27 protein-coding genes are annotated in these 25262 nt (G+C 39.5%); 13 read left to right on the top strand and 14 right to left on the bottom strand.

The features are described from left to right. Positions 1-139 precede the first annotated feature (139 nt). Positions 140-502, bottom strand: a complete 363-nt coding sequence (locus AXW61_RS07145) for a NirD/YgiW/YdeI family stress tolerance protein (protein ID WP_062033682.1) — start codon at positions 500-502, stop codon at positions 140-142. Between the two features lie 101 nt (positions 503-603). Beyond that, positions 604-2361, bottom strand: a complete 1758-nt coding sequence (locus AXW61_RS07140) for a GspE/PulE family protein (protein ID WP_062033680.1) — start codon at positions 2359-2361, stop codon at positions 604-606. Between the two features lie 208 nt (positions 2362-2569). On the opposite strand from AXW61_RS07140, the gene AXW61_RS07135 reads away from it, so the two are divergent. After that, positions 2570-3826 carry a DUF4010 domain-containing protein gene (locus tag AXW61_RS07135; protein ID WP_062033672.1) on the top strand — a complete coding sequence of 419 codons (1257 nt, stop codon included), beginning with the start codon at positions 2570-2572 and terminating at the stop codon, positions 3824-3826. A gap of 5 nt (positions 3827-3831) precedes the next feature. Here AXW61_RS07135 and tsaA read toward each other — a convergent pair whose 3' ends face one another. Further along, positions 3832-4542 carry a tRNA (N6-threonylcarbamoyladenosine(37)-N6)-methyltransferase TrmO gene (tsaA, locus tag AXW61_RS07130; RefSeq protein WP_062033669.1) on the bottom strand — a complete coding sequence of 237 codons (711 nt, stop codon included), beginning with the start codon at positions 4540-4542 and terminating at the stop codon, positions 3832-3834. Positions 4543-4644: 102 nt separating this feature from the next. Between tsaA and AXW61_RS07125 the strand changes: the two genes are divergently transcribed. The 3 genes from AXW61_RS07125 (at position 4645) to AXW61_RS07120 (ending at position 6332) form a co-directional block, all read left to right on the top strand. Beyond that, the gene (locus AXW61_RS07125; protein WP_004982408.1) at positions 4645-5424 is read left to right on the top strand and encodes a ferredoxin--NADP reductase; all 780 of its coding nucleotides are present in this window, start codon (positions 4645-4647) and stop codon (positions 5422-5424) included. Positions 5425-5532: 108 nt separating this feature from the next. Next, positions 5533-5688, top strand: a complete 156-nt coding sequence (locus AXW61_RS17770; RefSeq protein WP_240487442.1) for a hypothetical protein — start codon at positions 5533-5535, stop codon at positions 5686-5688. Between the two features lie 35 nt (positions 5689-5723). Then, complete coding sequence (locus AXW61_RS07120) at positions 5724-6332, top strand: DUF2071 domain-containing protein (protein ID WP_240487441.1); 609 nt, start codon at positions 5724-5726, stop codon at positions 6330-6332. A 389-nt stretch (positions 6333-6721) separates the two neighbouring features. Here AXW61_RS07120 and AXW61_RS07115 read toward each other — a convergent pair whose 3' ends face one another. Beyond that, a complete protein-coding gene (locus AXW61_RS07115; RefSeq protein ID WP_062033666.1) occupies positions 6722-7288 on the bottom strand; it encodes a TetR/AcrR family transcriptional regulator in 567 nt (188 codons plus the stop codon). A gap of 251 nt (positions 7289-7539) precedes the next feature. On the opposite strand from AXW61_RS07115, the gene AXW61_RS07110 reads away from it, so the two are divergent. Further along, the gene (locus tag AXW61_RS07110; protein WP_062033664.1) at positions 7540-8382 is read left to right on the top strand and encodes a hypothetical protein; all 843 of its coding nucleotides are present in this window, start codon (positions 7540-7542) and stop codon (positions 8380-8382) included. Positions 8383-8524: 142 nt separating this feature from the next. On the opposite strand, the gene AXW61_RS07105 is transcribed toward AXW61_RS07110, so the two are convergent. After that, positions 8525-9163 (bottom strand): cation transporter, encoded by a 639-nt coding sequence (locus tag AXW61_RS07105; protein ID WP_062033661.1) that lies wholly within the window; start codon positions 9161-9163, stop codon positions 8525-8527. A 76-nt stretch (positions 9164-9239) separates the two neighbouring features. Between AXW61_RS07105 and AXW61_RS07100 the strand changes: the two genes are divergently transcribed. From AXW61_RS07100 to AXW61_RS07090, 3 genes are all read left to right on the top strand, one after another. After that, the gene (locus tag AXW61_RS07100) at positions 9240-9671 is read left to right on the top strand and encodes a Cd(II)/Pb(II)-responsive transcriptional regulator (protein WP_062033658.1); all 432 of its coding nucleotides are present in this window, start codon (positions 9240-9242) and stop codon (positions 9669-9671) included. A gap of 463 nt (positions 9672-10134) precedes the next feature. Further along, positions 10135-11535: a tRNA 5-hydroxyuridine modification protein YegQ gene (gene yegQ, locus AXW61_RS07095; protein WP_062033655.1), complete on the top strand. Its 1401-nt coding sequence runs from the start codon at positions 10135-10137 to the stop codon at positions 11533-11535. 14 nt (positions 11536-11549) lie between these two features. Continuing rightward, the gene (locus tag AXW61_RS07090) at positions 11550-11804 is read left to right on the top strand and encodes a YfhL family 4Fe-4S dicluster ferredoxin (RefSeq protein WP_062033652.1); all 255 of its coding nucleotides are present in this window, start codon (positions 11550-11552) and stop codon (positions 11802-11804) included. A 286-nt stretch (positions 11805-12090) separates the two neighbouring features. Here the strand turns inward: AXW61_RS07090 and ahpF are convergent, their stop codons facing one another. The 4 genes from ahpF to AXW61_RS07070 form a co-directional block, all read right to left on the bottom strand. After that, positions 12091-13656, bottom strand: a complete 1566-nt coding sequence (gene ahpF, locus AXW61_RS07085; RefSeq protein WP_062033649.1) for an alkyl hydroperoxide reductase subunit F — start codon at positions 13654-13656, stop codon at positions 12091-12093. A gap of 169 nt (positions 13657-13825) precedes the next feature. Next, on the bottom strand, positions 13826-14752 hold the full coding sequence (locus tag AXW61_RS07080) for a hypothetical protein (protein WP_062033646.1): 927 nt from the start codon (positions 14750-14752) through the stop codon (positions 13826-13828). A gap of 33 nt (positions 14753-14785) precedes the next feature. Further along, on the bottom strand, positions 14786-15919 hold the full coding sequence (locus tag AXW61_RS07075; RefSeq protein WP_062033643.1) for a toxic anion resistance protein: 1134 nt from the start codon (positions 15917-15919) through the stop codon (positions 14786-14788). Between the two features lie 19 nt (positions 15920-15938). Further along, positions 15939-16727, bottom strand: coding sequence for a hypothetical protein (locus tag AXW61_RS07070; RefSeq protein ID WP_062033640.1), 789 nt, complete (start codon positions 16725-16727; stop codon positions 15939-15941). A gap of 161 nt (positions 16728-16888) precedes the next feature. Here AXW61_RS07070 and AXW61_RS07065 point away from each other — a divergent pair, with 161 nt between their 5' ends. Next, on the top strand, positions 16889-17554 hold the full coding sequence (locus tag AXW61_RS07065; protein ID WP_062033636.1) for a hypothetical protein: 666 nt from the start codon (positions 16889-16891) through the stop codon (positions 17552-17554). Positions 17555-17587: 33 nt separating this feature from the next. Here the strand turns inward: AXW61_RS07065 and rnk are convergent, their stop codons facing one another. From rnk to AXW61_RS07050, 3 genes are all read right to left on the bottom strand, one after another. Next, on the bottom strand, positions 17588-17992 hold the full coding sequence (rnk, locus tag AXW61_RS07060) for a nucleoside diphosphate kinase regulator (protein ID WP_004696044.1): 405 nt from the start codon (positions 17990-17992) through the stop codon (positions 17588-17590). Between the two features lie 170 nt (positions 17993-18162). Further along, on the bottom strand, positions 18163-19416 hold the full coding sequence (gene glyA, locus AXW61_RS07055) for a serine hydroxymethyltransferase (protein ID WP_005400534.1): 1254 nt from the start codon (positions 19414-19416) through the stop codon (positions 18163-18165). Between the two features lie 156 nt (positions 19417-19572). Next, the gene (locus AXW61_RS07050; RefSeq protein WP_010327182.1) at positions 19573-20817 is read right to left on the bottom strand and encodes an alpha/beta fold hydrolase; all 1245 of its coding nucleotides are present in this window, start codon (positions 20815-20817) and stop codon (positions 19573-19575) included. A 491-nt stretch (positions 20818-21308) separates the two neighbouring features. Between AXW61_RS07050 and AXW61_RS07045 the strand changes: the two genes are divergently transcribed. Together AXW61_RS07045 and AXW61_RS07040 are read left to right on the top strand one after the other, a co-directional pair. Next, complete coding sequence (locus tag AXW61_RS07045; protein ID WP_062033883.1) at positions 21309-22007, top strand: exonuclease domain-containing protein; 699 nt, start codon at positions 21309-21311, stop codon at positions 22005-22007. 89 nt (positions 22008-22096) lie between these two features. Beyond that, positions 22097-22687 carry a hypothetical protein gene (locus tag AXW61_RS07040; protein WP_062033633.1) on the top strand — a complete coding sequence of 197 codons (591 nt, stop codon included), beginning with the start codon at positions 22097-22099 and terminating at the stop codon, positions 22685-22687. A 336-nt stretch (positions 22688-23023) separates the two neighbouring features. On the opposite strand, the gene AXW61_RS07035 is transcribed toward AXW61_RS07040, so the two are convergent. Beyond that, on the bottom strand, positions 23024-23242 hold the full coding sequence (locus AXW61_RS07035) for a hypothetical protein (protein WP_004696033.1): 219 nt from the start codon (positions 23240-23242) through the stop codon (positions 23024-23026). Between the two features lie 514 nt (positions 23243-23756). Between AXW61_RS07035 and AXW61_RS07030 the strand changes: the two genes are divergently transcribed. Next, positions 23757-24299, top strand: coding sequence for a DapH/DapD/GlmU-related protein (locus tag AXW61_RS07030; RefSeq protein WP_062033630.1), 543 nt, complete (start codon positions 23757-23759; stop codon positions 24297-24299). 183 nt (positions 24300-24482) lie between these two features. Next, positions 24483-24713: a DUF2171 domain-containing protein gene (locus AXW61_RS07025; RefSeq protein WP_062033627.1), complete on the top strand. Its 231-nt coding sequence runs from the start codon at positions 24483-24485 to the stop codon at positions 24711-24713. A gap of 155 nt (positions 24714-24868) precedes the next feature. On the opposite strand, the gene AXW61_RS07020 is transcribed toward AXW61_RS07025, so the two are convergent. Beyond that, positions 24869-25048, bottom strand: a complete 180-nt coding sequence (locus tag AXW61_RS07020) for a hypothetical protein (protein WP_062033624.1) — start codon at positions 25046-25048, stop codon at positions 24869-24871. Positions 25049-25262: the final 214 nt, after the last annotated feature.

Below are 25262 nucleotides of genomic sequence, written 5' to 3'. Positions count from 1 at the left end.
AACCTGCCTAATCACTATTGTTTAGATCATGCCGTGAAATGGCTCAAAATACAAAAAACCACAGGGCTAATATCCAATCAAAGCCCTGCGGTTTTTTAAGAAAGTCCAATCACATTGAATTGAGCTTGGGCAAGTGTGTTTAGAATTTCACTTGATCTACGTCAATTTCAACGCGTTTTGCTGGTTTGTAGTCAATATCTACTTCACCGATAATGGTTACAGGTGTTTTAGCCGAAATTGCTTTGCCACCCCATAATTCATCATCAATGTCGACAGTAATTGAACCGGTTTGATCACGGAATTCATAATTCTCATCCCCAATGGCTTTGACCACATAACCTTTTAACTGGACGTGACTGTCATCTTTTAATGTTAACGCATGCTTAACCGTAGTTGGTGTTGAAGCAGCAACTGCCGCTTGGTTCACTGCGGTGTTTGCTACAGCGACAGTGGTTGAACCAATAACACCAGCAACCAATAACGCTTTCATCATCATATTCATATCCAGTACCTCTATTTAATTGTTCATCTATTTGATGAAGTCATTAAACCAAAGCTAGATGAGCTGAATCTTAAGAAAGCGTCAAGTAACGTATTAAACACTTAGTTGAGTGGGACGACACGTAACACTTCTTCTAGTGTCGTGATGCCTTCTAAAACTTTACGAGCCCCTGCAATTCTTAAAGGCTCAATGCCTTCTTTTTTGGCTTGTTGACGCAGTGCGGTCAAGTCACCATTGGCACCAATCAGTTGCTTTGCCTCTAAACTCACGGGCATAAACTCATAGATGCCGACTCGTCCTTTGTAGCCCGTTTGACGACACTCTTCACATCCCACTGCGGTAAAGACTTTTTCAGGCATCTCCATAATGTAATCAAAAGTCAGATGCTCCCATTCTTGGCTATTGATTTCCTTTTCAACTTTACAATGTGGACATAAACGACGTACGAGACGCTGTGCCAATACCCCTAAAATGGTTGCCGCGGTTAAGAACGGTTGTACGCCTAAATCATGCAAACGCGTCAGACTGGAAGGTGCATCATTAGTATGCAGAGTGGACAATACCAAATGCCCTGTAAGTGCGGCCTGAATCGCCATATTGGCCGTATCATGGTCACGAATCTCGCCGACCATAATAATGTCAGGGTCTTGACGCATCAGTGCGCGAACACCATCGGCAAACCCAAGATCAATGCCTGTATTCACCTGCATTTGGTTAAAACTCGGTTCTAACATTTCAATCGGGTCTTCAATGGTACAGACGTTCACCTGTTCCGTAGCTAATTGTTTCAAAGAAGAATAAAGCGTGGTAGTTTTGCCTGAACCCGTTGGCCCTGTTACTAAAATAATGCCGTGACTATGCGAAGTCAGCGCTTGCCAATCACTGAGTAAATGCCCTTCAAAGCCCAACTGCTGAAAACTGCGCACTAAAACTTCAGGGTCAAAAATACGCATCACCAACTTTTCACCAAAAGCAGTTGGTAAAGTCGAAAGACGCAGTTCTGTTTCTTGCCCTTTCGGTGTCCGTGTTTTTAAACGTCCATCTTGTGGTTTACGTTTCTCTGCCACGTTCATTCGACCTAAAATTTTAATCCGTGAAATCACTGCGGTTAAAGTATTGGCAGGCATGTTATAAATCGTATGCAGCACTCCATCAATACGGAAACGCACTTTGCCGTTGTCTTTACGTGGTTCTAAGTGAATATCACTGGCACCTTGCTCAAAAGCAAACTGTAAAACCCAGTCGACTAATTTAACAATGTGTTGGTCATTCGCATCAGGGTTTTGGCTATCCCCCAACTGTAAAAGTGCTTCAACGCCTTTATTATCACGGTCATAACTCCCAGACTTCTGTGAATTACTGACAGCGCGACTCACCTGATAATACTCGACCAAATAGCGCTGTAATTGTTCAGGACTGAGTAATACACGCTGGATTTTTTTCGGCGCAACATTGTGCTCCAAATTTGCGATCCAATCTTTCATATACGGCTGATCTGTTGCAATCAACACTTGATTTGCCTGAACTTCAACAGCCAAGATTTTATTTCGGAAGGCAAATTCTTGAGACATCACCGAAGTCAAAGCTTGCACATCGGCTTTGAGTGGATCAATCACATAAAACGGTAATTGGGTCTTTTCGGCTAACCATTGACACAGCCGATTTAATGTCAGTCTCGACTGTGGATGCAACTGATCCACCAGATTAAAATGAGCAATCCACTGTAAGGGATGCCACTTCAATTGATCGCGTTGACGGTGCGAGGTTTGTACTAGATTTTTTTCTTTTTCAGTAATTCGCCCATCTTTAAACAGTTGATCTAAGCACCAAGTGGTATCAATTTCAAAATTAAAATTCATTGTTATACGTCCCCAAACATAACCCCACTATAGCAAGATTTTCTGTATTCATTCGCACAAAGCATAAGCAAATCCTACAAATATCGAGGAGTAGCCAAGCTCATCAATATAATCACGAATTTACTCACAAATCTTGATCTTTTAACTTGAATCCACCTTCAGCATTCGCCTATATTTTAGACAGATCATTAGATTTTGTGAGATAGGCTTGGACTTCAGCGCAATTTCCATCAACAACTTGGCTTTATCTGAGGTCCTCATCACCTTGGCTTCGGCATTGGGCTGTGGCCTGTTGATTGGTCTAGAACGTGAAAGAAGTAAACAACGTGAAAACCAACAGAGCTTTGCAGGACTACGCTCCTTTGCCATTTGTGCCCTTCTCGGTGCTATTTGTTTTTTATTTGGTGTCAATATTGGCATTGTCGGTGCGCTCATCATCGGTGGCATCGTTATATTCTCAATGAAAAACCAAACAGAAGATTTGGGTTCAACCACTGAACTTGCCTTTGTCATGACATATTTTATCGGGGCGATGTGCTTGTGGAATACATCACTTGCTGCGGGTTTAGCGGTACTCCTGACCATTATTTTAATGACCAAACATCCGATGCACAGCATTGCGGGGAAATGGATTACTGAGGCTGAGTTTAAAGACGGTATCTTTCTTCTAGCACTGATTCTAGTTGCCTTGCCCTTAACGCCGAATACGCCTTTATGGGGTGCTGTGCTGAATCCCTATATTATTTTAAAATTAGTCACGCTCATTCTTGCTGTTCAAGCGCTTGCACATATCGCCAAACGGCTACTGAGCACAAAAAATGCCATGATTTTATCGGCAATCGCTTCAGGTTTTGTATCGAGTACAGCGACAGTTGCTAGCTTAGGCATGGAAGTACGTGCAGGTCGAGCACTCGCCAAACCCAATGCAGGTGCAGCGCTCATGTCCTGTATTGCGACTTTATTGCAACTGCTGATTATAGTCGCAGGTGTGAGTGTACTTTGGCTCAAAACCATACTGCTTCCGACCCTTGTAGCAAGTGTCCTTTTAGGGATCTGTGCTTATGCGTTGGTACGATCTGCCCCTGCACAAGAACAACATCAACCCCCTGATTCACGCATGTTTAGCTTAAAAGAGGCTGGCATTATTGCCCTGACTTTGACGTTTATCCAAGCGGGGGTGTATGGACTTAACCTTTGGCTGGGAGATGCAGGTTTAATCGCTGGGACTTTGCTCGCTTCTTTATTTGAAATCCATGCAGCGATGGCAACTGTGGTCATGCAAGGAGCACCAGCAGACACGGCAGCAATGTCTGCATTTATATTAGGTTTGACTGCACACGCTGTTGCCAAGTCCGTTAATGCCGCCTTAACAGGTGGTAAGCAATACTTTATTGCTTTTGCCCCGATTCAGATTTTGCATATGGTGGTTTTGATTGGGCTATTGTATTGGAGCTTCTCTCTTTAAGTCTCTCATTCTACGGCCGTGATATTCACTGTAGTTTCACCCACTGTAAAAGCGATATCAACAGCAGCAAATTTCATTTTATATACCCGTGCTTCATCATCCTGATACGCCGGTCTGGGATCTAAAGATAAAACGGCTTCAAGCTCTTGTGCAGTCTGTACAGACAATTTTCCACTCATCAAAAGCTGCTGCTTCTGTTCGATCGCCCAATCCGACCATATCACCGATTTACGTTTAGGTTCATCTTGCGCATAGCCACTTTCCGCATCTATAACTGCATCTGAGTAGTGAATATAAGGTTTAATATCGACAATCGGGGTACCATCTAGTAAATCACTTCCTGTGACATACACACGAACTGACTTCCCTTCTTTTTTGACACACTTGAGCCTTACCACCGATAGACCAATCGGTGAAGGACGATACATGCTGCGCGTAGCAAATACCCCTATTTTTTTATTCCCTCCTAAGCGTGGCGGACGAACTTGTGGACGAAACTGGGTTTTTTCTGGATTTTTATTGTCATGAAACTGCCACACCAACCATAAATGACTAAATGCCTCAATTCCTTCAAAGGCTAGAACATCATTATAGGGTGCTGACATTTCAATATACGATTCCACTTGAACCAAATTAGGCTGACGAGGAATACCAAACTTTTCCTTATAAGAAGAGTGCATATAGCCAATAATTGGCAAGGTTAACTCAATCATCATCACTTTTTCTAATAAGCTCAATTAAATATATTCAGTTTATCGAGAATGATTTTAGATTAGAATAGCAACCTGTTCTAATTTGATAATTTATTGAGACCTTTAATGGCTGCTTTCAACGTCGAAAAGATTACTCACGTCCACCATTGGAATGATACTTTATTCTCTTTTAAAACGACGCGCGACACTGCTCTACGTTTTAAAAACGGTCAATTTGTGATGATCGGCCTTGAAGTAAATGGCAAACCGTTAATGCGTGCTTATTCTATTGCTAGTGCAAACTACGAAGAAGAACTTGAGTTTTTCTCAATTAAAGTTCCAGATGGCCCGTTAACCTCTATTTTACAAAAAGTTAAAGTGGGTGACGAAATTCTGGTATCTAAAAAACCGACTGGAACTTTAGTACTTGATGACTTAAACCCAGGTAAAAACTTATACCTACTTTCTTCTGGTACAGGTCTTGCGCCGTTCTTAGCAACCATTCGTGATCCTGAAACGTACGAACGTTTTGAGAAAGTGATTGTGGTTCATGGTACACGTTTCATTTCTGAGTTGGCTTACCAAGACCTCATTTTAGACGAACTTCCGAACAATGAGTTCTTTGAAGAATTAGGCATTAAAGACAAATTGGTTTACTACCCAACGGTTACTCGTGAAGACTATCCAAACCAAGGTCGTGTCACAACTGTGATTGAAACTGGTGAGATTTTTGAGAAGATCGGTTTACCACGTTTCAACCCAGAAACAGACCGTGCAATGCTTTGCGGTAGCCCTGCATTCCTCGATGACGTTGCTGCACTTCTAGACCAACATGGTTTAAAAGAATCGCCACGTATGGGTGTACTTGGTGACTACGTGATTGAACGTGCATTCGTTGAAAAATAAGATCATATAAAGATATTAAAAAACCGAAGCTTAGGCTTCGGTTTTTTATTTACTCTACGTATAGTTTTATCTAATATTAAAAAATAACAAAATCTAGAATTTAAGCCCATGGCCTTTCCAGAACTCAAATTTAAAGACTATTTACATCCGAAACCCAAGCCCAGCGGCCTCGATGTACAGTGTAAACTCCAGCATTTTGCCCTCATTACTTATGCTATTGATCCTGCTCGTTTTAAAGAGATCTTCCAGTACGGTTTAAGTTAGACACGATAGAATACCGAGGTAAACAACACGCACTGATGTCGGTAGTGCCCTTCATCGATGTCGATTTCAGCTCCGCAGTTTACCCTTTTCCAAAATTCACTATGGGGCAAACCAATTATCGAGTCTACGTGATTGATCAGGAGACACAGCAACGTTGTGTTTGGTTTTTAGGAACGACTTTGGACTCTTGGACACTGATCGTTCCTCGTTATGTTTGGCAACTACCGTGGCATCCTGCACAGATTGAGTTTGATTGTCTGCAAGATGCGGAGGGTCGATATACACAATATAAAATGCGTACCCAATCGGCATGGGCCACTTCAGATGTATATTTGTCTCAGTCGGAACATGACCAATGGCTTTTTGAAGGCTTTCCCAATTTAGAAAGTTATCAGGTCTTCTTGACTCATCCTTTGGCAGGATTTTACCATCGCCGCGATGGAAAACTCGGCAGCTATCGTGTGTGGCATGATCGCTTAAATCCGAAACCTGCAACGCTGCACTATGCTCGCTTTGAACTGTTAGCAAGGCTCAATCTTGTATGCTATGAAGATCAGCTCAAACCTTATAGTGTTCTGATTGAACCAATCAATGAATTTACCATTTATTTACCCCCAAGGTGCCTTAATCATTCGGCTGAATAACACAATAAATAATGAATACCCTACAGTTTTTAAGGAATATTAAGCATGATGAATAAATTTCAGCCAAAATAATCAGAGATTGGTTGTTTTTCTCCATAAAGTCTCTATAATTCAACAAAACAGACAAGTCTGTCTATTTTTGCTGAAATACTGAATGACCGAAAACATTCAGAGGGTACAAAAAATATAAGAAGGCAAATTAAGTTGCTCATATCCATATCATGCATTATTGTCAAATAATGTGCGATATGGAACATAATCATTATCAGCAAAGCGCGATAACTTAACCGTTATCGCGCTTATTTATTTGTACGTGATTTATTTTAAGCGCATTTAAGCCAGCAATATAATGAGTGTATTGGATTAACCTTAAAATCGAAATTTATATATTAGGCAGCTGAAAGTTCCATTTGAATTAAAGTATTCACACGCTTCCAATAATCTTCCAAATGCACTTGCTTCGGATCGATTTGCGCTTGTATGGTCATGCCATCCAAAATACTCGATAAAAAAGCCGCCAACTGTTCATCCTGCTTCACACCTAGACGATTCAAAGCCTGACATAACTTGCCTTTTAACCATTCTTTATAATCAATTGCAGGCTGTAGCGAAGAAGGATAAATTTTTGAAATTTCTTCAACTGCCTTTTGGAACATACAACCATTAAAATCCGCAGTATGAAACCAAGCATGGTACCATTCAAAAATTGCACGAATATGGGAGAGATAATCACTTGGGTCACATGCAGCAATCGTCGCTTCAAGCGACTGCTGTAAATTTTGGTTTCTGGTCACTAAGCATTCTTCAATTAATTTAGCTTTAGATGGGAAGTATTTGTAAAACGTCATTTTAGCAACGCCAGACTCGCTAATAATCCGATCCACACCGATAGAATTATAACTATGTGAGTTAAAGAGATTAAGCGCTGTGTTAATGATGTCTTCTTTTTTTGACATTTATTTTACCTGATGCACAAAACTTTAAAATTAAGCCATTAACCCAAAAGAACAGCACATGAAAACGAAATACATCGATTGAAGACGATATTATATATCAAATTTAGAGCAACACCGTTTTTTTATAAAAAACAATACCGGTATTAATTCAAGCATTTGAAATATATAGTTTTTAAAATAAATAAAACACTAGAAGAGTCGGATCTTTTTCACTATGATAAAAATGATGACAATTAAAATTTACCTCGTATATGAATGCTCTCTCCTTCACCCAGTCTGAACATACCCGCACAGAAGTTTTGCGCTTTATTGAACGATCCTTAAGCTCAGCGTCATGGGCAGCCAATACTCAAGCGATCAGCCATTTAAAGCAAACGACAACCGAACATGTTTTATTTCAACATCCGATACTGACACGGCTGCATCAATGCCAACTGAGCCTTGCACAGCTGAAATTTATTCATCTGAATTATTTTACCGCCATTGTCAAAATTTTCACTGATGCTTTGAATATGGCTATGTATCAAGCACTGCAACTTGAGCACGACAGCAATATCGTGGAGCAAGACCGCATTGCAGCCAAGATATATGCACGTTATTTGTTGTCACTAAATCTTCTAGATGAATTGGGTTTTAATACCCACCAACTTGAGAAAAGCTCACCCTCTAAATCGCATTTGGTCTATTTCCTTCAACTGATGCAGCAACTTGAACTCAATGTCACCGATCAAAAACAGACCGAGCCTGAAGCATTTGCAATCGCACAATTTATTCAAGAACATATTCATTCTTATGCAGACTTGCTGCTCATTTTGGCTTGTACTGAACTACAAGTGATTAAGTTTAGTGAAGCACTCAGAACTAATCTCGCAGCCTATGATCCTTTATTTACCCAAGGCTACTATGCATGTCATGGCCTTGCAGAAACATGTGATACAACCCTTGCTAACGATGACAATCATGAAGACGACATTTGGGTGCTATTCACACAATGCTATAAACCTGAACAGGCTCTGTATTTCCAGCAACTTCAAACTGAATATTTAAGTCTATGGAATAACTTTTGGAGCAAAATGAGTTTACGAACTCATTAATTCACTTCAGTAGCTAAAGGTCCTTGTACACTCACGTATCCAACTCTTGAATATGGAGTGAATTCACATCTTATGAATGCCAAGCATTAATTTCCAGCAGTAGTATTAAATCTAGAATTAAACCGTAGAAGTATTCTCACTTTTATTGTGCAGTCGAATTTTCTAATACACTTTTTCTGCGCTCAGATAATGCTTTGCTCACCACTTGATAACCCGAAGTCATACCTAAAGTCGCCATAATGCCTGCCACTATTATGTCTGGCCACAAACTGCCTGTACCAAACACACCTATTGCAGCAAAAATAACCGCCACATTTCCAATCGCATCATTCCGACTACAGAGCCAGACCGATTGCATATTAGAGTCACCTTCTCTAAAGGCATATAAAATGACGGCACAAACCACATTCGCAAGCAAAGCAATCACGCCAATCACCCCCATGGTCATGGCTTCAGGTGGAATTCCCAAAGCATAGGCATAAATCACTTTACCAATCACCACTAAGCCAAACAGCGCCATAGTCATACCTTTGAGCAATGCCACTGTCGCCCTCCAATATAAACTTGCACCAAGCACCGCCAGTGAAATACCATAGTTGACTGCATCACCAAAGAAATCTAAAGAATCAGCCCATAAAGAGGACGAATGCGCATAAGCTCCACCAATGAGCTCCACCACAAACATGGCTAAATTGATCAATAAGGCAATCCACAATGCCGTTCTAAACTTACTATTTGGCTTTTGCGGTGCAGGTGCACAACTGCAAGAAGAACATGCCATATACACAACCTCTATTCAGACCTAATCATTTTCTATTATGATTAAAAACTATGGAGTCGCTCTAAGGTCAAGCAAAATGAATCAACAAAACTCATCTCCTATTTATTTGATGAAAGACTTAGTCCATAAAACAGGATTAAGTGCCGATACCATTCGTTTCTATGAAAAAAAGCATTTATTAGAGCCTTCTTTTCGCGGAGAAAATAACTATCGCTATTATCAAGATGATGCGCTTAAACGACTCATTTTTATTAAACGTTGCCGCGCGCTGGATATCTCACTCAAAGAAATTGAATACCTGATTGAACTGGAACAAAAGCCTCAACAAGACTGTAGTGCGGTCAATCAACTAATCGATGAACATTTAAAACAAGTCGAACAAAAAATCATTGAATTGCAAAAATTTCAGATACAACTACAACAACTTCGGCAGTCTTGCGCAACCCAATCAACCATTGATGATTGTCAAATTTTAAGACATCTTGAAGCAGGGCTTTCAGATGCATAAAACACATCAACGCAGAATTTAGAATATGGGTATTACTCAGTTTTGCTAACTATTTACTCGAACCATTCGTGGGCAATGCAGGATTTTTATCCTTATTTTATTTAATTTTTTTATAAATTCACAAATAAAAAAATCTAGCTTCACAGCAAATCTAATAAAAATGATCCCCAATTATTTCTGATAAAAGGCCGCAAAGAACACTAGCTTTTTGATGATTAGAACCTCTGGTAAGTTTTATATAACCGCTCTTTTACTTTATAAAACAAGGATATTTAAATTTACTCCTATCCTTAGCCACATAAAACCATATATTCAAACATTTATAATTGAGCACTCAAATTCAGCGTTTGAACGTGTGATTTTCGCGTCTATCGCCGCTTAAATTCCGAGTTGTTTACTAGGTTGAATCTATTTTTTAAAGCCCTACAATAAACCCATATTTTTTTTATGCCTTAGTTTGATCATGAGCATTCATCACGTTACTGAACTTCTTTCTCCTGCAGGTTCGCTTAAAAATATGCGTTATGCATTTGCCTATGGTGCAGATGCAGTCTATGCCGGACAACCTCGTTACAGTTTACGTGTGCGCAATAATGAATTTGATCATGACAATCTGGCTATCGGCATTCAAGAAGCGCATGACTTAGGCAAAAAGTTTTATGTGGTCGTCAACATTCAACCGCATAACTCGAAACTCAAAAACTTTATTCGTGACCTCACACCTGTGGTTGCGATGCAACCCGATGCCCTGATCATGTCAGATCCAGGCCTGATTATGATGGTACGCGAGCATTTTCCAGACATGGATGTGCATCTTTCGGTTCAAGCCAATGCCATTAACTGGGCTACTGTGAAGTTTTGGAAAAATATGGGCCTGACTCGAGTCATTTTGTCTCGTGAATTATCCATTGATGAAATTGAAGAAATTAAGCAGCAAGTAGCAGACATGGAAATTGAAGTTTTTGTGCATGGCGCGCTATGCATGGCGTACTCTGGACGTTGTATGCTTTCAGGCTATATGAATAAACGTGATGCCAATCAAGGGGCATGTACCAATGCCTGCCGTTGGGAATACAAAGTTCATGAGACTACACAAGATGAAAATGGTGATGTAATCCCAGTCCAGAATCTGAATACAGACTCCAATTGCTGTTCAAGCTCTGATGCTGATGAACTGCATATGCAAGCACAACATCAGTTTGATGAACCCGTATTACTACAACGTCATGATGAAGACATGTTTGCTGCTGAAGAAGACGAACATGGTACTTACTTTATGAACTCTAAAGACTTACGCGCGGTGCAACATGTTGAGCGCTTAACCCAAATGGGGATCCATTCTTTAAAAATTGAAGGACGCACCAAGTCTTATTTTTACTGTGCGCGTACAGCGCAAATTTATCGCAAAGCCATAGATGATGCGCTCGCAGGTAAGCCTTTCGATTCCTCACTCATGACACAACTCGAAGGCCTAGCCAACCGTGGTTATACCGAAGGTTTTTTACGTCGCCACGTGCATAGCGAATATCAAAACTATGAAAATGGTTCATCCAGTTTTGACCATCAACAATACTGCGGTGAAATTCTGGAACGAAATGGCGATTATCTTAAAGTCGATGTCAAAAACCGTTTTGTAGTGAGCGATGTACTCGAGCTCATGACCACTTCAGGCAACATCACTTTTAAACTAACAGAAATCCTCGATAAAAAAGGCAATCCAATACTTGAAGCGAAAGGCTCAGGACATGTGGTTGAAATACCTGTTCCTGCTGATGTCGATATGCGCTATGCCCTACTTATTCGTAACTTACCGCATTCAAGTGCCGACATTTCAGCGCCTGCATTGGCTTATGTTGCAAGCTGACTGGGGATAATGCTATGGCACTACAAATAACGGATGCTTGTATTAACTGTGATATGTGTCTTCCCGAATGTCCCAATACCGCTATTTTTGAAGGTGATAAAATTTATGAAATAGATGTCAGCCGTTGCACCGAGTGTGTCGGCTTTTATGACACCCAAACCTGTATGGATGTTTGCCCAATTGCCTGTATAGAGCCACATCCAGAACACCTTGAAACACAGCAACAACTGTTAGAAAAATTTAAAGGATTGAACTTATTTAGCGCCTAACCTTGGGGAAAGTAGAAAAGAAACCGAGTACTGACCACACTCAGAGTTTCAAAACAAAAACTGGGCAAAGAATAACAATAAACAACAACTAAATGAAAAAGCCAAAGTGATCTGGGGAACACTTTGGCTTTTTCTTTGTAGAAGATATTTGCTTTAAACGAAAAAAAGGAACTGAGCTGTTAGTGACTCAGTTCCTATCAAGGGTAAAACCAAAGATCAGCAATACAACATAAAAGGAAAAAGCCAACGTATATTTTGGGAGAGCATTGGCTTTTTCATTTCACACTTACAGTCCAGAACGAATAATATAATCAAAAGCAGACAGAGATGCTTTCGCGCCTTCACCTGTAGCAATGATGATTTGCTTGTATGGCACAGTCGTACAGTCACCTGCGGCAAATACACCTTTGACATTGGTTTCGTTGCGATCGTTAATCACAATCTCACCACGATTTGAAAGCTCAACCGCTGTTTCTTTTAAGAAATCAGTGTTTGGTAATAAACCAATTTGTACAAAGATCCCTGCAAGCTCAACCGTATGTTCTACATCGGTTGCACGGTCTTTATATTTCAATGCTGTCACTTGTGAACCATCACCTACTACTTCAGTTGATAGTGCATTTAGGATCACTGTGGTATTAGGCAAGCTATGCAATTTGTCTTGCAACACTTGGTCGGCACGTAGTTTGGTATCAAACTCAACCAAAGTTACATGTTCAACAATCCCAGCAAGATCAATCGCAGCTTCGACACCTGAGTTACCTCCACCAATCACTGCTACACGTTTGCCTTTAAACAGTGGACCATCACAGTGTGGGCAGTAGGCAACACCGCGGGTACGGTATTCTGCTTCGCCCGGCACATTCATTTCTCTCCAACGTGCACCTGTTGAAAGGATTACCGTTTTAGATTCAAGCTTTGCACCATTTTCTAAAGTGACTTCAACCAAGCCATTCGCTGTCTCATCTGCACCTTTGATGTTAGAAACACGTTGTAAGTTCATGATGTCCACACCGTACTCACGTACATGTGCTTCCATTTCAGCAGCAAACTTCGGCCCTTGGGTCTTTTGAATCGAGGTGTAGTTTTCAATGTCCATGGTATCCATGACTTGACCACCCATACGTTCAGCCACGATCCCTGTTTTAATGCCTTTACGTGCTGCGTAGATGGCAGAGGTATTTCCCGCAGGACCACCGCCAATTACTAGAACATCAAAAGCATCTTTGGCATTGAGTTTTTCAGCTTCTTTGGCTGCGGAATTGGTATCCAGTTTGGCTACAATCTCTTCCAAGGTCATACGGCCTTGACCGATATGGTTGTTGTCTTGGAACACCATTGGTACAGCCATGATTTTGCGTTCTTCAACTTCGTCTTGGAAGAATGCACCATCAATCATGGTTGCTGTCGTGCCCGGATTGTAAATAGCAATCAGGTTCAACGCTTGTACCACGTCTGGACAGTTATGACAGCTTAAAGAGACAAATACATCAAAGTTAGACTGGATACCCAAACCTTTGATTGAAGCCAAAACTTCATCCGATACTTTGGGTGCATAACCTGAGGTTTGTAACAATGCCAAAATCAAAGAGGTAAACTCATGTCCCATCGGCAAACCCGCAAAGAAGACACGCGGCTGTTCACCGGCTTTTGCTACACCAAAGCTAGGTGCACGTGAGTTTTGACCATCAAAACGTGCAGTCACCAGTGGGGACAGTGCTGCAACCTCTTCAACCAATTCTTTGATTTTGTCTGATTTCTCAGAACCATTCAAAGTCGCAACCAATTCAATCGGACCTTCAAGGCGTTCAAGAAGTGTTTTTAATTGAGCTGAAGTATTTTGATCTAACATTGTTAAGCTCTCCAAAGCAGTCTATAAAATTATTTGATAGAAGAATCATAGAGTAAATCCAGAAATAGATAAAACAGTTTGTTTTTATTTTAATAATCGGTTTTATAGATTTAAATATATTCATCATAAAAAGTCCCACTAAACGCAGGACTTTAAATGAAGTAAAAGCTTAAGATTCACTCTGCATTCGCTGTTCAATTCTTAAAGTTCTGGCTTTTAACTGACGCGTTAGACCAAACAACACAAGACTCAGGACTGCCATCAGTAACATCAAGATAAGCGAGAAGAATTGCATAACCGTAGTAAACTGTGCTGCTTGCTGAACTTGTTTTTCTACACTTGCAGCCATCGGCGTGAGTGTTTTGCCATAAAGCTGATGCTGCATCGTCCATAACTGTTCAGGCTTAAACCCATATTCAATAAAATGTGAATTGGTTTTTTCTGCTTGGACCAGAGCAAGCACATGCGGAATTGCTGCATTTTTATCGATAGGTTGGTGTAACAATGCCGTTTGCGCAAGCAAATAATGTTTTACAGGCATTTGCATTTGTGACTGCTGCAAATACTGTGCTATTTCACTTTGCTGAATGTTTTTATCGTAGTGTACGATTTGCTGAAAAGCCTCGCTTTCATCATCTTTTAAATCATATTGCACATAAGTCAGCCCTGACCAAAGCAGAATAAAGGCAATCAGCCATGCCACAAACTTCAGTATAAAAGATTGAAAACGTACATAGAAAAAATGAATTTTCCGTGCATAGTGCACCAGTATGAATGCCCCAATAAAAGACACCATGATCTTGAGCACAAGCCAACCAAACCATGACAGCAAATTCAGAAAATAATCTGGCTGATGCCCTAGTAATGCTAAATTTGCATCGACACTCATGGGCATATGTAGTTGCTGTATTTCAGTGCTCAGTCCAAAAAAGCTATAGACAAAATCTGGTTGTAGAAAATAGCTAATGCTGGAGGCAATAAACAAGGCTGCACTCAACATACACCATAAACTCAGTTTACGTTGACGTTGTTTAAGTGCAACCACGCCTTGTTCAATGTGCTGAGGCTGAACAACATAATCATCTAAGGAAGGCAAACGCTTCTCCTCTATTGACCACCCAACTCGGCATTAAGATGGTGTAGTACGATTAGAACTCGAGTCTAAAACCAATTGATTCAAATTGTCCTGCAAACTACGCAACCGTGTGGTTGCTTCAGCACGTTTCTGCATCCCTTCCTTTTGTATTTGAATCACGTCATTTACTGTTTTAATGAGGGTGTTTTGTACATGTTCAAGCGTCTCAATATCAATCACTGAACGTTGATTGGCTTTTGCCGTATCTACTGAGTTTTGATGTAACAAATCGGCATTGCGCTTCAATAAGTCATTGGTCGCATCATCAATGGTATTGGCCAACTGCACACTATTCTTCTGCTCATTTAAAGAAATCGCCAAACTAATTTGATTTTTCCATGCAGGCAATGTGATGTTTTTAATCGCATAAAACTTATCGACCAACATCAAATTATTAGACTGGATAATACGAATCATCGGTAATGTTTGCATGGCCGATTGTTGTAAAACCTGCAAATCACTTACACGTTTTTCCAAATTATTGGCTAAATGATTGAGGTCGTAAACTCTCTGTGTCGTGGTTTGATCTTGTGCCTGTGAAGTCAGTGTTGAGATTTCCTGCTGAATTTCATCCTGTTTCAACTTACCTGCTGCAATATAGACACCCAGCTGTTTATATTCACTTTGCACACCATGAAACATCCGATCGAGTGTATCGACGCGTGCTTTTAAACCAGACTGCGATTTTTCAATTTCTTTCACCAAAGTATCAATCTGTTCTTTGGTGGTATTAAAGTGCATATCAATATTATTCTTTGCGCCTTTAATTTTGCTCATCAAGCCACCGAAGAAACCTGAATTTTTCTTTTTATTTAAGATGCTGGAGGTATTCAGTTGTTGTGCGACTTGTACCACCTGATTCAGCTTTTGCCCTGTTTCATCTAAATCTTTATTTTGAACCAAATTAAGCAACTCATCTGTATATCCAGAGGTTTGTGTCGCAATATTTTTACCATACTCCGCCACGGCGTTATGGTTGATTTCTGCCAACTCTTTCCGTGCTGCCAAGACCGCATTGAAGTCATCTTGTTGCAAGCCAATTTCTTGCAAATTTAACTGTTGAAACTTATGTTCAATCACTTCGGTGGTTGGCTCTACCACAAGACTGTTTTGTTCTGAGTTGGTCATAATTCACCTAATCTATTTCTTAAAGTGTTGGTTTCTGTAGTGATTTTTTTAAGGTACGAATCAATTTTTCACGGCTATTATCGAGCTTTTCCAGTTCAATTGTCGAGCTTGATTGCTGCGATTGTTTGACATGATATTGCCATGCTGGGATCAAAACCTGCTGAGCCTCTTTATATCGGTCTAACAAACTCAATGAAAGCTGCTGTGACAACTGCATTTGCGTAATAGCAATATCATTACTGCTTTGCAAAGTCTGCAAGCTGTTTATTTTCTTGGATAAACGTTCTTCAAAATTATCTAAAGGATGTGCATTCTTCACAAATTTAGGATATTCCATTAAAAATGCTTCAGCCGCAGATACATATTTGGCCATTTGCTCACGTAAGCCTGTTAACTGCTGATAACGCGCCTGTGACTTTTGAATTTCAATTTGTAATTTTTGGCTGAGATGATTGGCTCGATCCAACAACTGATCCAGTTTTTTATAGTATTCAACTTGGGTTGAACCATATTCAATATCAATTCCCAGCCACTTTTGCAGCCCATTAAATTTACGCTTCTTCAAGTATTTTTTTGAGTCAGCCAGTGACTGTATCAGTTGCTCAATGGTCTGACTCAACTGTAAAGTGAGCTGCGGGTCCACTCCATTTAACAGCACAGACTGTGCTTGAATGACACTATCTGCATAATGATTGAGACGATATTGATCGTTCAGCAACGGAACCAAATCATTACGCTGGATACTTAAAAGTTCATCTGAATTGACTGGTATATTCCTTAAAGGAACAAGAACGTCAATTTGTGCCATAGTGCTTTAACCCAATAAAGAAATTGAATAAAATCATTTTTATAGTACAGCTTTTATGTCAAATAACATGTAGATTTTTGCAAAAATGCTGTGAAAACCGTTTATCTTGATCTGGCTAATCATCGCTTCTGTTTCCAACAAAATTATATCTATTCAAAATTATGATCATTCGCCTTCAGCACATCATTCGTTATAGTTTAGGTTTCTGCATTGCATTAACCTTACTTATCAGTGTTGGTGCACACTATAAAGCAAAACACATTCACGAAACATTTTTAGAGCATGATCCAAGCCAATTACAACAAGTGAGTGGCACACTGCTAGATAATGAAACAGCCGTCCAACTTTATCAAAAAAATCAAGCACCCTATAACTTAAACAGCTTGGGGAAAACGCACTTTTTGGTCGGTATCTTTAGCCAAAACCAAGGTCGAATTCAAACAGTTTGGTGTGATCGTTGGCCAGACGCACCACTTAAGACCTCCTCTGACACAGGCCCGAAAAATCCAATGAAAAAAATGAATTTGCCTATTCGCTATTTTCATACTTGCCAATGGCTTTTCGATGCAATGCAGGTCCCTTTAGATATTACCGCTTGGACAGGGCAACCCATCACTTATCTAAAAAGCCATCAGGATATTTTGTATGCATTAAATGTGAATGGGAAAAAGATTTTCGGCTATGAACAAGCCTATCAGCAATATAAACAACTCTATCTAAATGAAATAAAAAATCGCAATCAATCAGCACTCTATTTTATTGTTTTCTTTTGCATTACTGTCTTTCATTATAGAAAGTACATATTCAAAGTCATAAAAAAGCCATGATCAACATGGCTTTAAAATGGGGGTGTTTCAATATTATAAATAATCGCCTTCACGCTCAGGTTGATAAACCACTTTTTCAATTTTGACTTTCATCATTTGACCATCTGGCTGCGGCCATTCAATTTCTTGACCTTCTGCTAAGCCAAGAATTGCTGCACCAATTGGGGCTACAACATTGACCTGTCCTTTCTCGCCTTTAAAATCATGCGGATAAACCAAGGTAATTTCAGATGCTTCTGTAGATGGCGCAATGGTCAATAAAACTTTTGCATTCATCGTTACCACATTGGCAGGCATATCTTGTGGAGCAACAACATCGGCGCGTGCCAATTCTTCTTCAAGCAACTGCATGGTCGGTGTAAGTTTAGGCTGATGTTCTAACATCGTTTCTAAACGATGAAGATCCTGCTCAGAAATGATAATTGCTGGGTTTGCCATGTGCTGCATTCCTATTTGAATACGGTATGAATAAAATTCTTATTAAAAATAATTTATTAGCCTATAACTTCTGTTATATCAGAAATGCAGTCTAAATTACATTTCAACTGATTTTGATTTTTTAATGCTATAAAAAAAGCCCCCTTGAGGGGGCTTTCTCAAGTCAGAACTTAGTTTGCGTAAACAGGAAATTTCGCACAAACAGCTTCAACTTTCGCTTTAACAGCGTTAATCACAGCTTCATCACCTTTGCTGTCTAGGATATCAGCGATCCAGCCAGCAAGTTCACGTACTTCAGCTTCGCCGAAACCACGAGTCGTCACAGCCGGTGTACCAATACGGATACCAGAAGTCACAAATGGTGAGCGTGGGTCATTTGGCACAGCATTTTTGTTCACAGTAATGTGAGCTGCACCTAACCATGCATCTGCTTCTTTACCTGTTACATCTTGCTTAATAAGAGATAACAAGAACAAGTGGTTTTCTGTACCACCAGAAACGATGTCATAACCACGAGCAATGAGAACTTCAGCCATTGCTTGAGCGTTCTTCACCACTTGTTGTTGGTAAACTTTGTATTCAGGAGCCATTGCTTCTTTAAAGCAAATTGCTTTAGCCGCTACCGCATGAACCAATGGACCACCTTGGTTACCAGGGAATACAGCTGATTGTAATTTTTTCTCAATTTCTTCGTTTGCTTTCGCAAGGATTAAACCTGAACGTGGGCCACGAAGTGTTTTGTGTGTAGTGGTTGTTGTTACGTCAGCAATCTGAACTGGGCTTGGGTAAACACCAGCAGCAACTAGACCAGCAACGTGAGCCATATCTACAAATAGGTAAGCGCCAACTTTATCCGCGATGTCACGGAAACGCTGCCAATCTACAATTTGGCTATAAGCAGAGAAACCAGCTACGATCATACGTGGCTTGTGCTCAATTGCTAAACGTTCAACTTCTTCGTAATCAATCTCGCCAGTTTCAGGGTTTAAACCGTACTGAATTGCGTTATATGTTTTACCAGAGAAGCTAACTTTTGCACCGTGAGTCAAGTGACCACCGTGAGCCAAGCTCATGCCCAAAACAGTGTCGCCTGGGTTAAGAAGGGCTAAGTAAACAGCAGAGTTTGCTTGTGAACCTGCATGCGGTTGAACGTTTGCGTAATCTGCACCGAAAAGCTCTTTAGCACGGTCAATCGCTAATTGTTCAATCACGTCTACATATTCACAACCGCCGTAGTAGCGTTTGCCTGGGTAGCCTTCAGCATATTTGTTTGTAAGTTTTGAACCTTGCGCTTCCATTACTGCTGGAGAGCAATAGTTTTCAGAAGCAATCAGTTCGATGTGCGCTTCTTGGCGAGCATCTTCATTTGTGATTGCTTGCGCGATTTCTGGATCAAATTCAGCAATTGAGATATTGGCAAACATTAGCGAGGTCCTATGAAATTAGGGCTTTTAAGCCGTGCTAAGATTGGCGCGTATTGTAGCATGAAGTTTATAAATTTCGAGAACGAACTTTACGCAGTTTTAAATAAAAAATCGCTCACGAAGCAGAACTCCATGAGCGATTTGGGTCAAAGCAAATTACTGAATTGGCATGAGAGTTTTGACATCGTCAACAATATCATCGATATTTTCACTAAACGATGTGGTATGGGTCCATTTCGTCGTTTCACTGTCATCAGTCACATAACGAATATTGTTTCCAGCTTGAGAAGCTCCAGCATATAAAATATTCGTAATCGCTCTTGGAACAGTCGTGTCATTGGTGCCTTGATAAATAATAATTGGCGCTGTTTGTTTGACCTTCAAAGGCTGAGATGTGTTATCTAAAAAGTTTTTTATGACTGGCAAATCTAGAAATCCTGTTTTTGGGTAATATCCATTTAATGTGTTATAACCAGTCGCTAAAGCCCACATTTCCGTATAGTAATTTACAGAAACAGTCCCTGAACATGCCGATTCAGCTGTTCGTGCAATACGGGCTGCTTCAGACTCAAACACTTGCCCGTACAAAGTTATATTGGGTGGATTTTGCATACCTGCAGTGATGAGTGCAGCATAGGTATTCAGTGAAGTATAAGTAGCAACCTGTTGAGTTGCTGGCAAATTTGCAACACTTGCAGCCCCCACTTGAAAGATCGTTTTTAAATTAGACGCAGGTGCAATCGCAACTGTCCCTTTATAATCTAACTGCGCGCGACTTTGATATTCACCAGCACCTAAAGCAGCATGACCGCCCTGTGAATGCCCAACCGTCACCCAGTTTTTTGAAACCGATTTACCTTGCTTGGTTAAGTAGTCACGTGTTGCAACTACTGCATCTGTAATCGAAAAAGCTTCACTTTTTAAATTAAGATAAGGATGGGCTTCTGTACCACTTGGCTCTCCCAGTCCTTCGTAATCGGGAGCAACAACAACATATCCCGCGCTAAGTAACTCATTAATCATCGATTTTACATCAGGATCCATAGAAGATTTACTTGGCGCGCAAATATCAGCAACACCAGTAGTACCATGTGCCCACACCACTATTGGCCAACCTTTCGCCGGAGCTACTGTTTTAGGAGTAAAAAGCAATGCAGTTGCGCGAGTTTCTTTATTGTCCTGACCCAGCATTTTATAAGTCATGACCACGCTTTCACCAGCGGTAGCTGACATATCTGTAGCTGTATATGCTGTTGGCGTAGTTACGACTGGATTAACAATATTATTTTTAGGAATCCCATCATCCACACCAACAGAAGTTGAATCGCCATCCCCTCCTCCACAGGCTGTTAAAACAAGCATAGAACTACTGACGAACACGGCCAATATATGTTTTTTCATCTTAAAATTCCTTAATGACATTTTTTCTTGTTGTAACGATTCAAATCACTTGAATACATTAATGATTTACGCCTCAAAATGACACATGGCAAGACCAGTTACGAGAACGATACAAAGTGAACATGGTCTGCAAATGCGCACTCACCATTGTTATAAAAACTAGTAATTTGGAGTTCAAAATAAATCCTGATCCTACAACTGAATTCAGGCAGTGAGCTCTTCTCTAGTCTTTGTTTGAGCTGAATCCCAAAGAATTATTTTAATTTTAAGCAATCATTTTCCTTGCAATCTGCCTAAATAAATCGACAAGTAGCTTCCAACTTTTCCCTTGCTTAATAAAGTCTGATCTCTAATCACCTAGGTTCACCAGATGATTTAAACAACATCACCGCACAAAATCAGCGAATAAACCACAAATCTGGCAGTCATAGGCTGTCTTGATAGTCTTGGAAATGATAAATTTATTCAGCTTTTAATTTTCGGATATGCACATGCAAGCCATTATTCTCGACACAGAAACCCATACCCTAAATGGTCAACCCATTGAGATTGCATATGCACCGATTGAAATTGCAAATGGCAAATTAAGCCTAGATAAAAGCCAAGTTTTTGATCAGCTCTATACCGTCGATGAACCGATTTCTTTTGCTGCGATGGCAGTGCATCATATTTTAGAATCTGATTTGGTTGGAAAGCCACACTATACGACCTTTAAGCTACCTACCGAAACGCAATATATCATTGGTCATAATATTGATTATGATATTCGTGCTATCGAAAAATGTGGTGTCGATACTTCTCATATTAAAGCGATTTGTACACTCGCTCTTGCACGTTTGGTCTGGCCTGATGCTGAAGCACACAATATTTCAGCACTCATTTATATGATTTCAAAAGGCAGTGAAAAAGCCCGTGAAATGATTAAAAAGGCTCATCGTGCCGATATGGATATTATTTTAACGGCCAATATTTTAATGCATGTGGTTCATCAATTAAAAATAAACAGCATGGAGCAATTATTTGCTGTCTCTGAAGATGCTCGTATTCCGCGAGTCATTAATTTTGGCAAGCATCGCGGAACAGCGATTGCCGAACTCCCTGCTGACTATATTCAGTGGTTAATGCGTCAAGATGAACTCGATCCTTACTTACGTAAAGCGTTAGAAAATACGAGCATTAAAACGCTCTAAAATGTATTGTCATAAATTCTTAATATTGTTGTAATTTTCACCCTGTATGTTCAGCCTTAATTTATTTGTTCGGGGGAGTAAATTAAGGTATGAATCATTATCAAAAAACAGCATTAGGTTTAGATGCTTTACAACAACGTCATATCCCACTCAATGCGCGTCAAAGACGACTATTGGTTTTAATTGGTACAGAAGATTTTGAACAATTGGCTGACCAGTTCAAACAACGCATCGCAACGCCTGAAATCCTCGGACAATTAATTGAATTAGGTTTAATTCATTCCACACAAACATCTCGCGTCTCTAGCCCAATACAATCGGAACCTCAACCACCGGCCTCAGTACTAGAAATTAGTCAAAATAACGTCAATCCAATATATTTAGACAGTACAGCGCAGCCCCCTACACCACCCGCTCCTACACAAAGCCCAGCCCCACCGCTTAAAGCTTATAGCTTTGAAGAAACACGCGATTTGATGATGAGCTTATTACAACGTTATTGTGGCTTAATGGCAAAACAACTCATTCTTCAAATTCAATCGGCGACAGACTTACACAGTCTCAAACGCTGCCAAATGCAATGGATTACGACGTTACAGGAAAGTCGAATAGAACCCACAGTACTCAACCAACACTTACAACAGATCAATCATTCACTGTTGCGTTTGCAAGCAGCTTAAATAAATTCAACGAATAATTGAGTCTTTTTCTGTCTTAGTTAAGATTTAAAGACTACAAGTTTTATTAAAAACTCTTGTTTTACATTTTATTCAGGTAATGAATCTTAATGTCTTTCATCGACTTTTTCAGACTTTGGCACAATGGTTACTCGAACCATTTATCAAACAGCTTGATAAATAATAACTATGTTTGAAGTGATATGCTGATTTTATTTTATGACCTTCAAGATAATCGCTCAAAAAAATTTATCTCTTATATACTGCAATCGGATAACTTAACTCGACATTTATTGCCCATAAAAAAGCCCATGTAAACATGAGCTTTTTTCAAAAGTGTTAATCAACAACTCGGTATATATTTTCCGTTTGCCGACTTTCAAATAACAGTTCAATACTAGGCAGAATCACTTCACCATCAACAACAATATGTTCAATTCGTTTAAACAAATCCAAACGTTCTGCTTCGGAGTTTTCAGGTACTTGTCTTAACTGGGCCTTCACATTATACGTTTGGCTGTATTGGTCTTTTACCTTTACATCTACAAGCTGAGTCATGGTCATTTTCCTTTTCTTTTTTTAGCTCTGCTTAATCTTATAGCACAAGTTTTTTCCAACACCGCCCCTAGAGTTGTTAGAATTTATCGCAATGTTAATTTATATAAATATTTTCAAAATCATAACTATAAATCATAAACTTAAATCAAATATGTTTAACAACCGAGATACATAGTCATATTTTTTCACATAAAAAAAGCTCGCATTGCTGCGAGCTTTTCTATGTTGGAAGGCTAGTGCTGATTTATTGTTTGAACATTTCGTTTCAAACTCAACGAGCTGTCATTGATCCGTCCAACTACATCGTAGCGTCTTAGTTATCGACCTACTGTAAGTACAATATAAAAGCATTTTTCACTATCGACAAGGGTCTATGACATTTCGAAACAACTGTACAAATAAAAGCCAATTGATATTTTTTAAAAATAAGAGACTCTACTGGAAGGCAAAATCGAGATAACATCTCAGTGTCAAATCAAGTAAAATCGCGCATTCAACCTATGAGTTCTTTTCCATGTTAGTTCAATTGATTTTGAGTGATTTATATCGGTATTGTGGTAATACAAAACTAAGTTCATTCCTCAAAACTTATTTGTTTAATCGTGGTTTTAACTTTAGCGTTTGGTTACGTCTTTCGGCTTCAAAATCGTGGATCGGCAAACTGGCCTACCCTATTTTTTATTATAAGAAGAAGAAATACGGGATCGATATCCACTGCACCACAAAAATTGGCTATGGCTTGTTCATCGGTCATGGGGGACCTTTGATTGTCAACCCAACGACTGTGATTGGAAACAATGTCAACCTTTCTCAGTTTACAACGATTGGTGCCAATGGCGGTCGTCAGGCCGCTGTAATTGGCGACAATGTATATATTGGCCCAAATGTCTGTATTATCGATCATGTTAAAATTGGCGATAATGCCACCATCGGTGCAGGTAGTGTGGTCACCAAAGATATTCCTGATAATGCAACAGCCGTAGGTAATTACGCAAAAGTCATTCACTATAATAATGCTGGAAATTCAGTAAATAGACGCTGGCTGAATTGCAACTAAAACAACATCAGCATAATTTAATCAACTTAGCACTCTATAAATAAAACATAGACTGACAATTTTTATACTCCGTAAATTTTAAGAAATAATATGTTGGTGCTGTATTTCAAAAGCTCATGAATAGGAGAAATTAGGTTAGGGTAAATCTTCACTTTTGTTCGATGAATAAGATAGAGGTACATCATGACCACGATTAATATTTCAGACATTAAAAAACATTCTAGTGTAATTGCCGTATGTGGCACTAAAGTTGGAGTTGTTGACCATATAGAAGGTAAAGAGATCAAACTGACCAAACATGGCGATGGGAAACACCATATTATCCCAAGTGCATGGGTGAGAGAAATTCGAGAGGATCAGGTCATGTTAAGCAAAGATGACCAAGAAATTAAAGATAATTGGATTGAAGCCTAGACCCCAAAAATTGCCAAGCTACCAGCCTTTGGGCTGGTAGTTCATATGATATACACACTAAGGAGATACAAAGAACGTCATCTACATCCATCTACCTAAGCTTGATCAATATTGATCTATCCTAAAAGTATAAAAATCACTCAACCACAATATTCTTAATCTTTAAAAGGGTTTGAAACTTTATCTTTAATACTTAACCAAACCCAAAAAGCCATAATAAATAAAAGTAAGCCAATCACGATAAAGAATGTTTCACCCACAATGAAACCAGTAATGAGCGCCACTAACCCGATGAATGATAATAAAGTAATCAATGCAATGCCAAAGACATGCATATTTTTCTCCAATGATCGAAATAATAAAGAGCTCATTATTGCGTTTAGGCATGTCAATTTAATGTTGTTTTCATTAAAATTTAATAGTGCTTTTGATTGATTATGCGCTACTGTGTATTCTTAATACTATCTTAATGAAAACTAATGTAATTTTAATAGAAAAATTATATATATATTAATATGAAGTTTCTCTATACTTAGAAAAATACCAGCA

The organism is Acinetobacter sp. BMW17, from assembly GCF_001592855.1.
Classification (GTDB): Bacteria; Pseudomonadota; Gammaproteobacteria; order Pseudomonadales; family Moraxellaceae; genus Acinetobacter; species Acinetobacter johnsonii.
Note: the sequence above shows the minus strand (reverse complement) of the source record. Positions and strands in the feature narration are given on the sequence as shown.

Excerpts from the sequence above, each read along its gene's own strand:
- AXW61_RS07025 (WP_062033627.1), top strand. The coding sequence starts at position 24,483 with ATGACCACGATTAATATTTCAGACATTAAAAAACATTCTAGTGTAATT.
- AXW61_RS07100 (WP_062033658.1), top strand. The coding sequence starts at position 9,240 with ATGAATCAACAAAACTCATCTCCTATTTATTTGATGAAAGACTTAGTC.
- AXW61_RS07035 (WP_004696033.1), bottom strand. The coding sequence starts at position 23,242 with ATGACTCAGCTTGTAGATGTAAAGGTAAAAGACCAATACAGCCAAACG.
- AXW61_RS07065 (WP_062033636.1), top strand. The coding sequence starts at position 16,889 with ATGATCATTCGCCTTCAGCACATCATTCGTTATAGTTTAGGTTTCTGC.
- AXW61_RS07110 (WP_062033664.1), top strand. The coding sequence starts at position 7,540 with ATGAATGCTCTCTCCTTCACCCAGTCTGAACATACCCGCACAGAAGTT.
- AXW61_RS07125 (WP_004982408.1), top strand. The coding sequence starts at position 4,645 with ATGGCTGCTTTCAACGTCGAAAAGATTACTCACGTCCACCATTGGAAT.
- AXW61_RS07040 (WP_062033633.1), top strand. The coding sequence starts at position 22,097 with ATGAATCATTATCAAAAAACAGCATTAGGTTTAGATGCTTTACAACAA.
- AXW61_RS07105 (WP_062033661.1), bottom strand. The coding sequence starts at position 9,163 with ATGGCATGTTCTTCTTGCAGTTGTGCACCTGCACCGCAAAAGCCAAAT.
- AXW61_RS07075 (WP_062033643.1), bottom strand. The coding sequence starts at position 15,919 with ATGACCAACTCAGAACAAAACAGTCTTGTGGTAGAGCCAACCACCGAA.
- yegQ (WP_062033655.1), top strand. The coding sequence starts at position 10,135 with ATGAGCATTCATCACGTTACTGAACTTCTTTCTCCTGCAGGTTCGCTT.
- tsaA (WP_062033669.1), bottom strand. The coding sequence starts at position 4,542 with ATGATGATTGAGTTAACCTTGCCAATTATTGGCTATATGCACTCTTCT.
- AXW61_RS07120 (WP_240487441.1), top strand. The coding sequence starts at position 5,724 with ATGTCGGTAGTGCCCTTCATCGATGTCGATTTCAGCTCCGCAGTTTAC.
- rnk (WP_004696044.1), bottom strand. The coding sequence starts at position 17,992 with ATGGCAAACCCAGCAATTATCATTTCTGAGCAGGATCTTCATCGTTTA.
- AXW61_RS07145 (WP_062033682.1), bottom strand. The coding sequence starts at position 502 with ATGAATATGATGATGAAAGCGTTATTGGTTGCTGGTGTTATTGGTTCA.
- AXW61_RS07050 (WP_010327182.1), bottom strand. The coding sequence starts at position 20,817 with ATGAAAAAACATATATTGGCCGTGTTCGTCAGTAGTTCTATGCTTGTT.
- AXW61_RS07020 (WP_062033624.1), bottom strand. The coding sequence starts at position 25,048 with ATGCATGTCTTTGGCATTGCATTGATTACTTTATTATCATTCATCGGG.
- AXW61_RS07090 (WP_062033652.1), top strand. The coding sequence starts at position 11,550 with ATGGCACTACAAATAACGGATGCTTGTATTAACTGTGATATGTGTCTT.
- AXW61_RS17770 (WP_240487442.1), top strand. The coding sequence starts at position 5,533 with ATGGCCTTTCCAGAACTCAAATTTAAAGACTATTTACATCCGAAACCC.
- ahpF (WP_062033649.1), bottom strand. The coding sequence starts at position 13,656 with ATGTTAGATCAAAATACTTCAGCTCAATTAAAAACACTTCTTGAACGC.
- glyA (WP_005400534.1), bottom strand. The coding sequence starts at position 19,416 with ATGTTTGCCAATATCTCAATTGCTGAATTTGATCCAGAAATCGCGCAA.
- AXW61_RS07030 (WP_062033630.1), top strand. The coding sequence starts at position 23,757 with ATGTTAGTTCAATTGATTTTGAGTGATTTATATCGGTATTGTGGTAAT.
- AXW61_RS07045 (WP_062033883.1), top strand. The coding sequence starts at position 21,309 with ATGCAAGCCATTATTCTCGACACAGAAACCCATACCCTAAATGGTCAA.
- AXW61_RS07070 (WP_062033640.1), bottom strand. The coding sequence starts at position 16,727 with ATGGCACAAATTGACGTTCTTGTTCCTTTAAGGAATATACCAGTCAAT.
- AXW61_RS07115 (WP_062033666.1), bottom strand. The coding sequence starts at position 7,288 with ATGTCAAAAAAAGAAGACATCATTAACACAGCGCTTAATCTCTTTAAC.
- AXW61_RS07140 (WP_062033680.1), bottom strand. The coding sequence starts at position 2,361 with ATGAATTTTAATTTTGAAATTGATACCACTTGGTGCTTAGATCAACTG.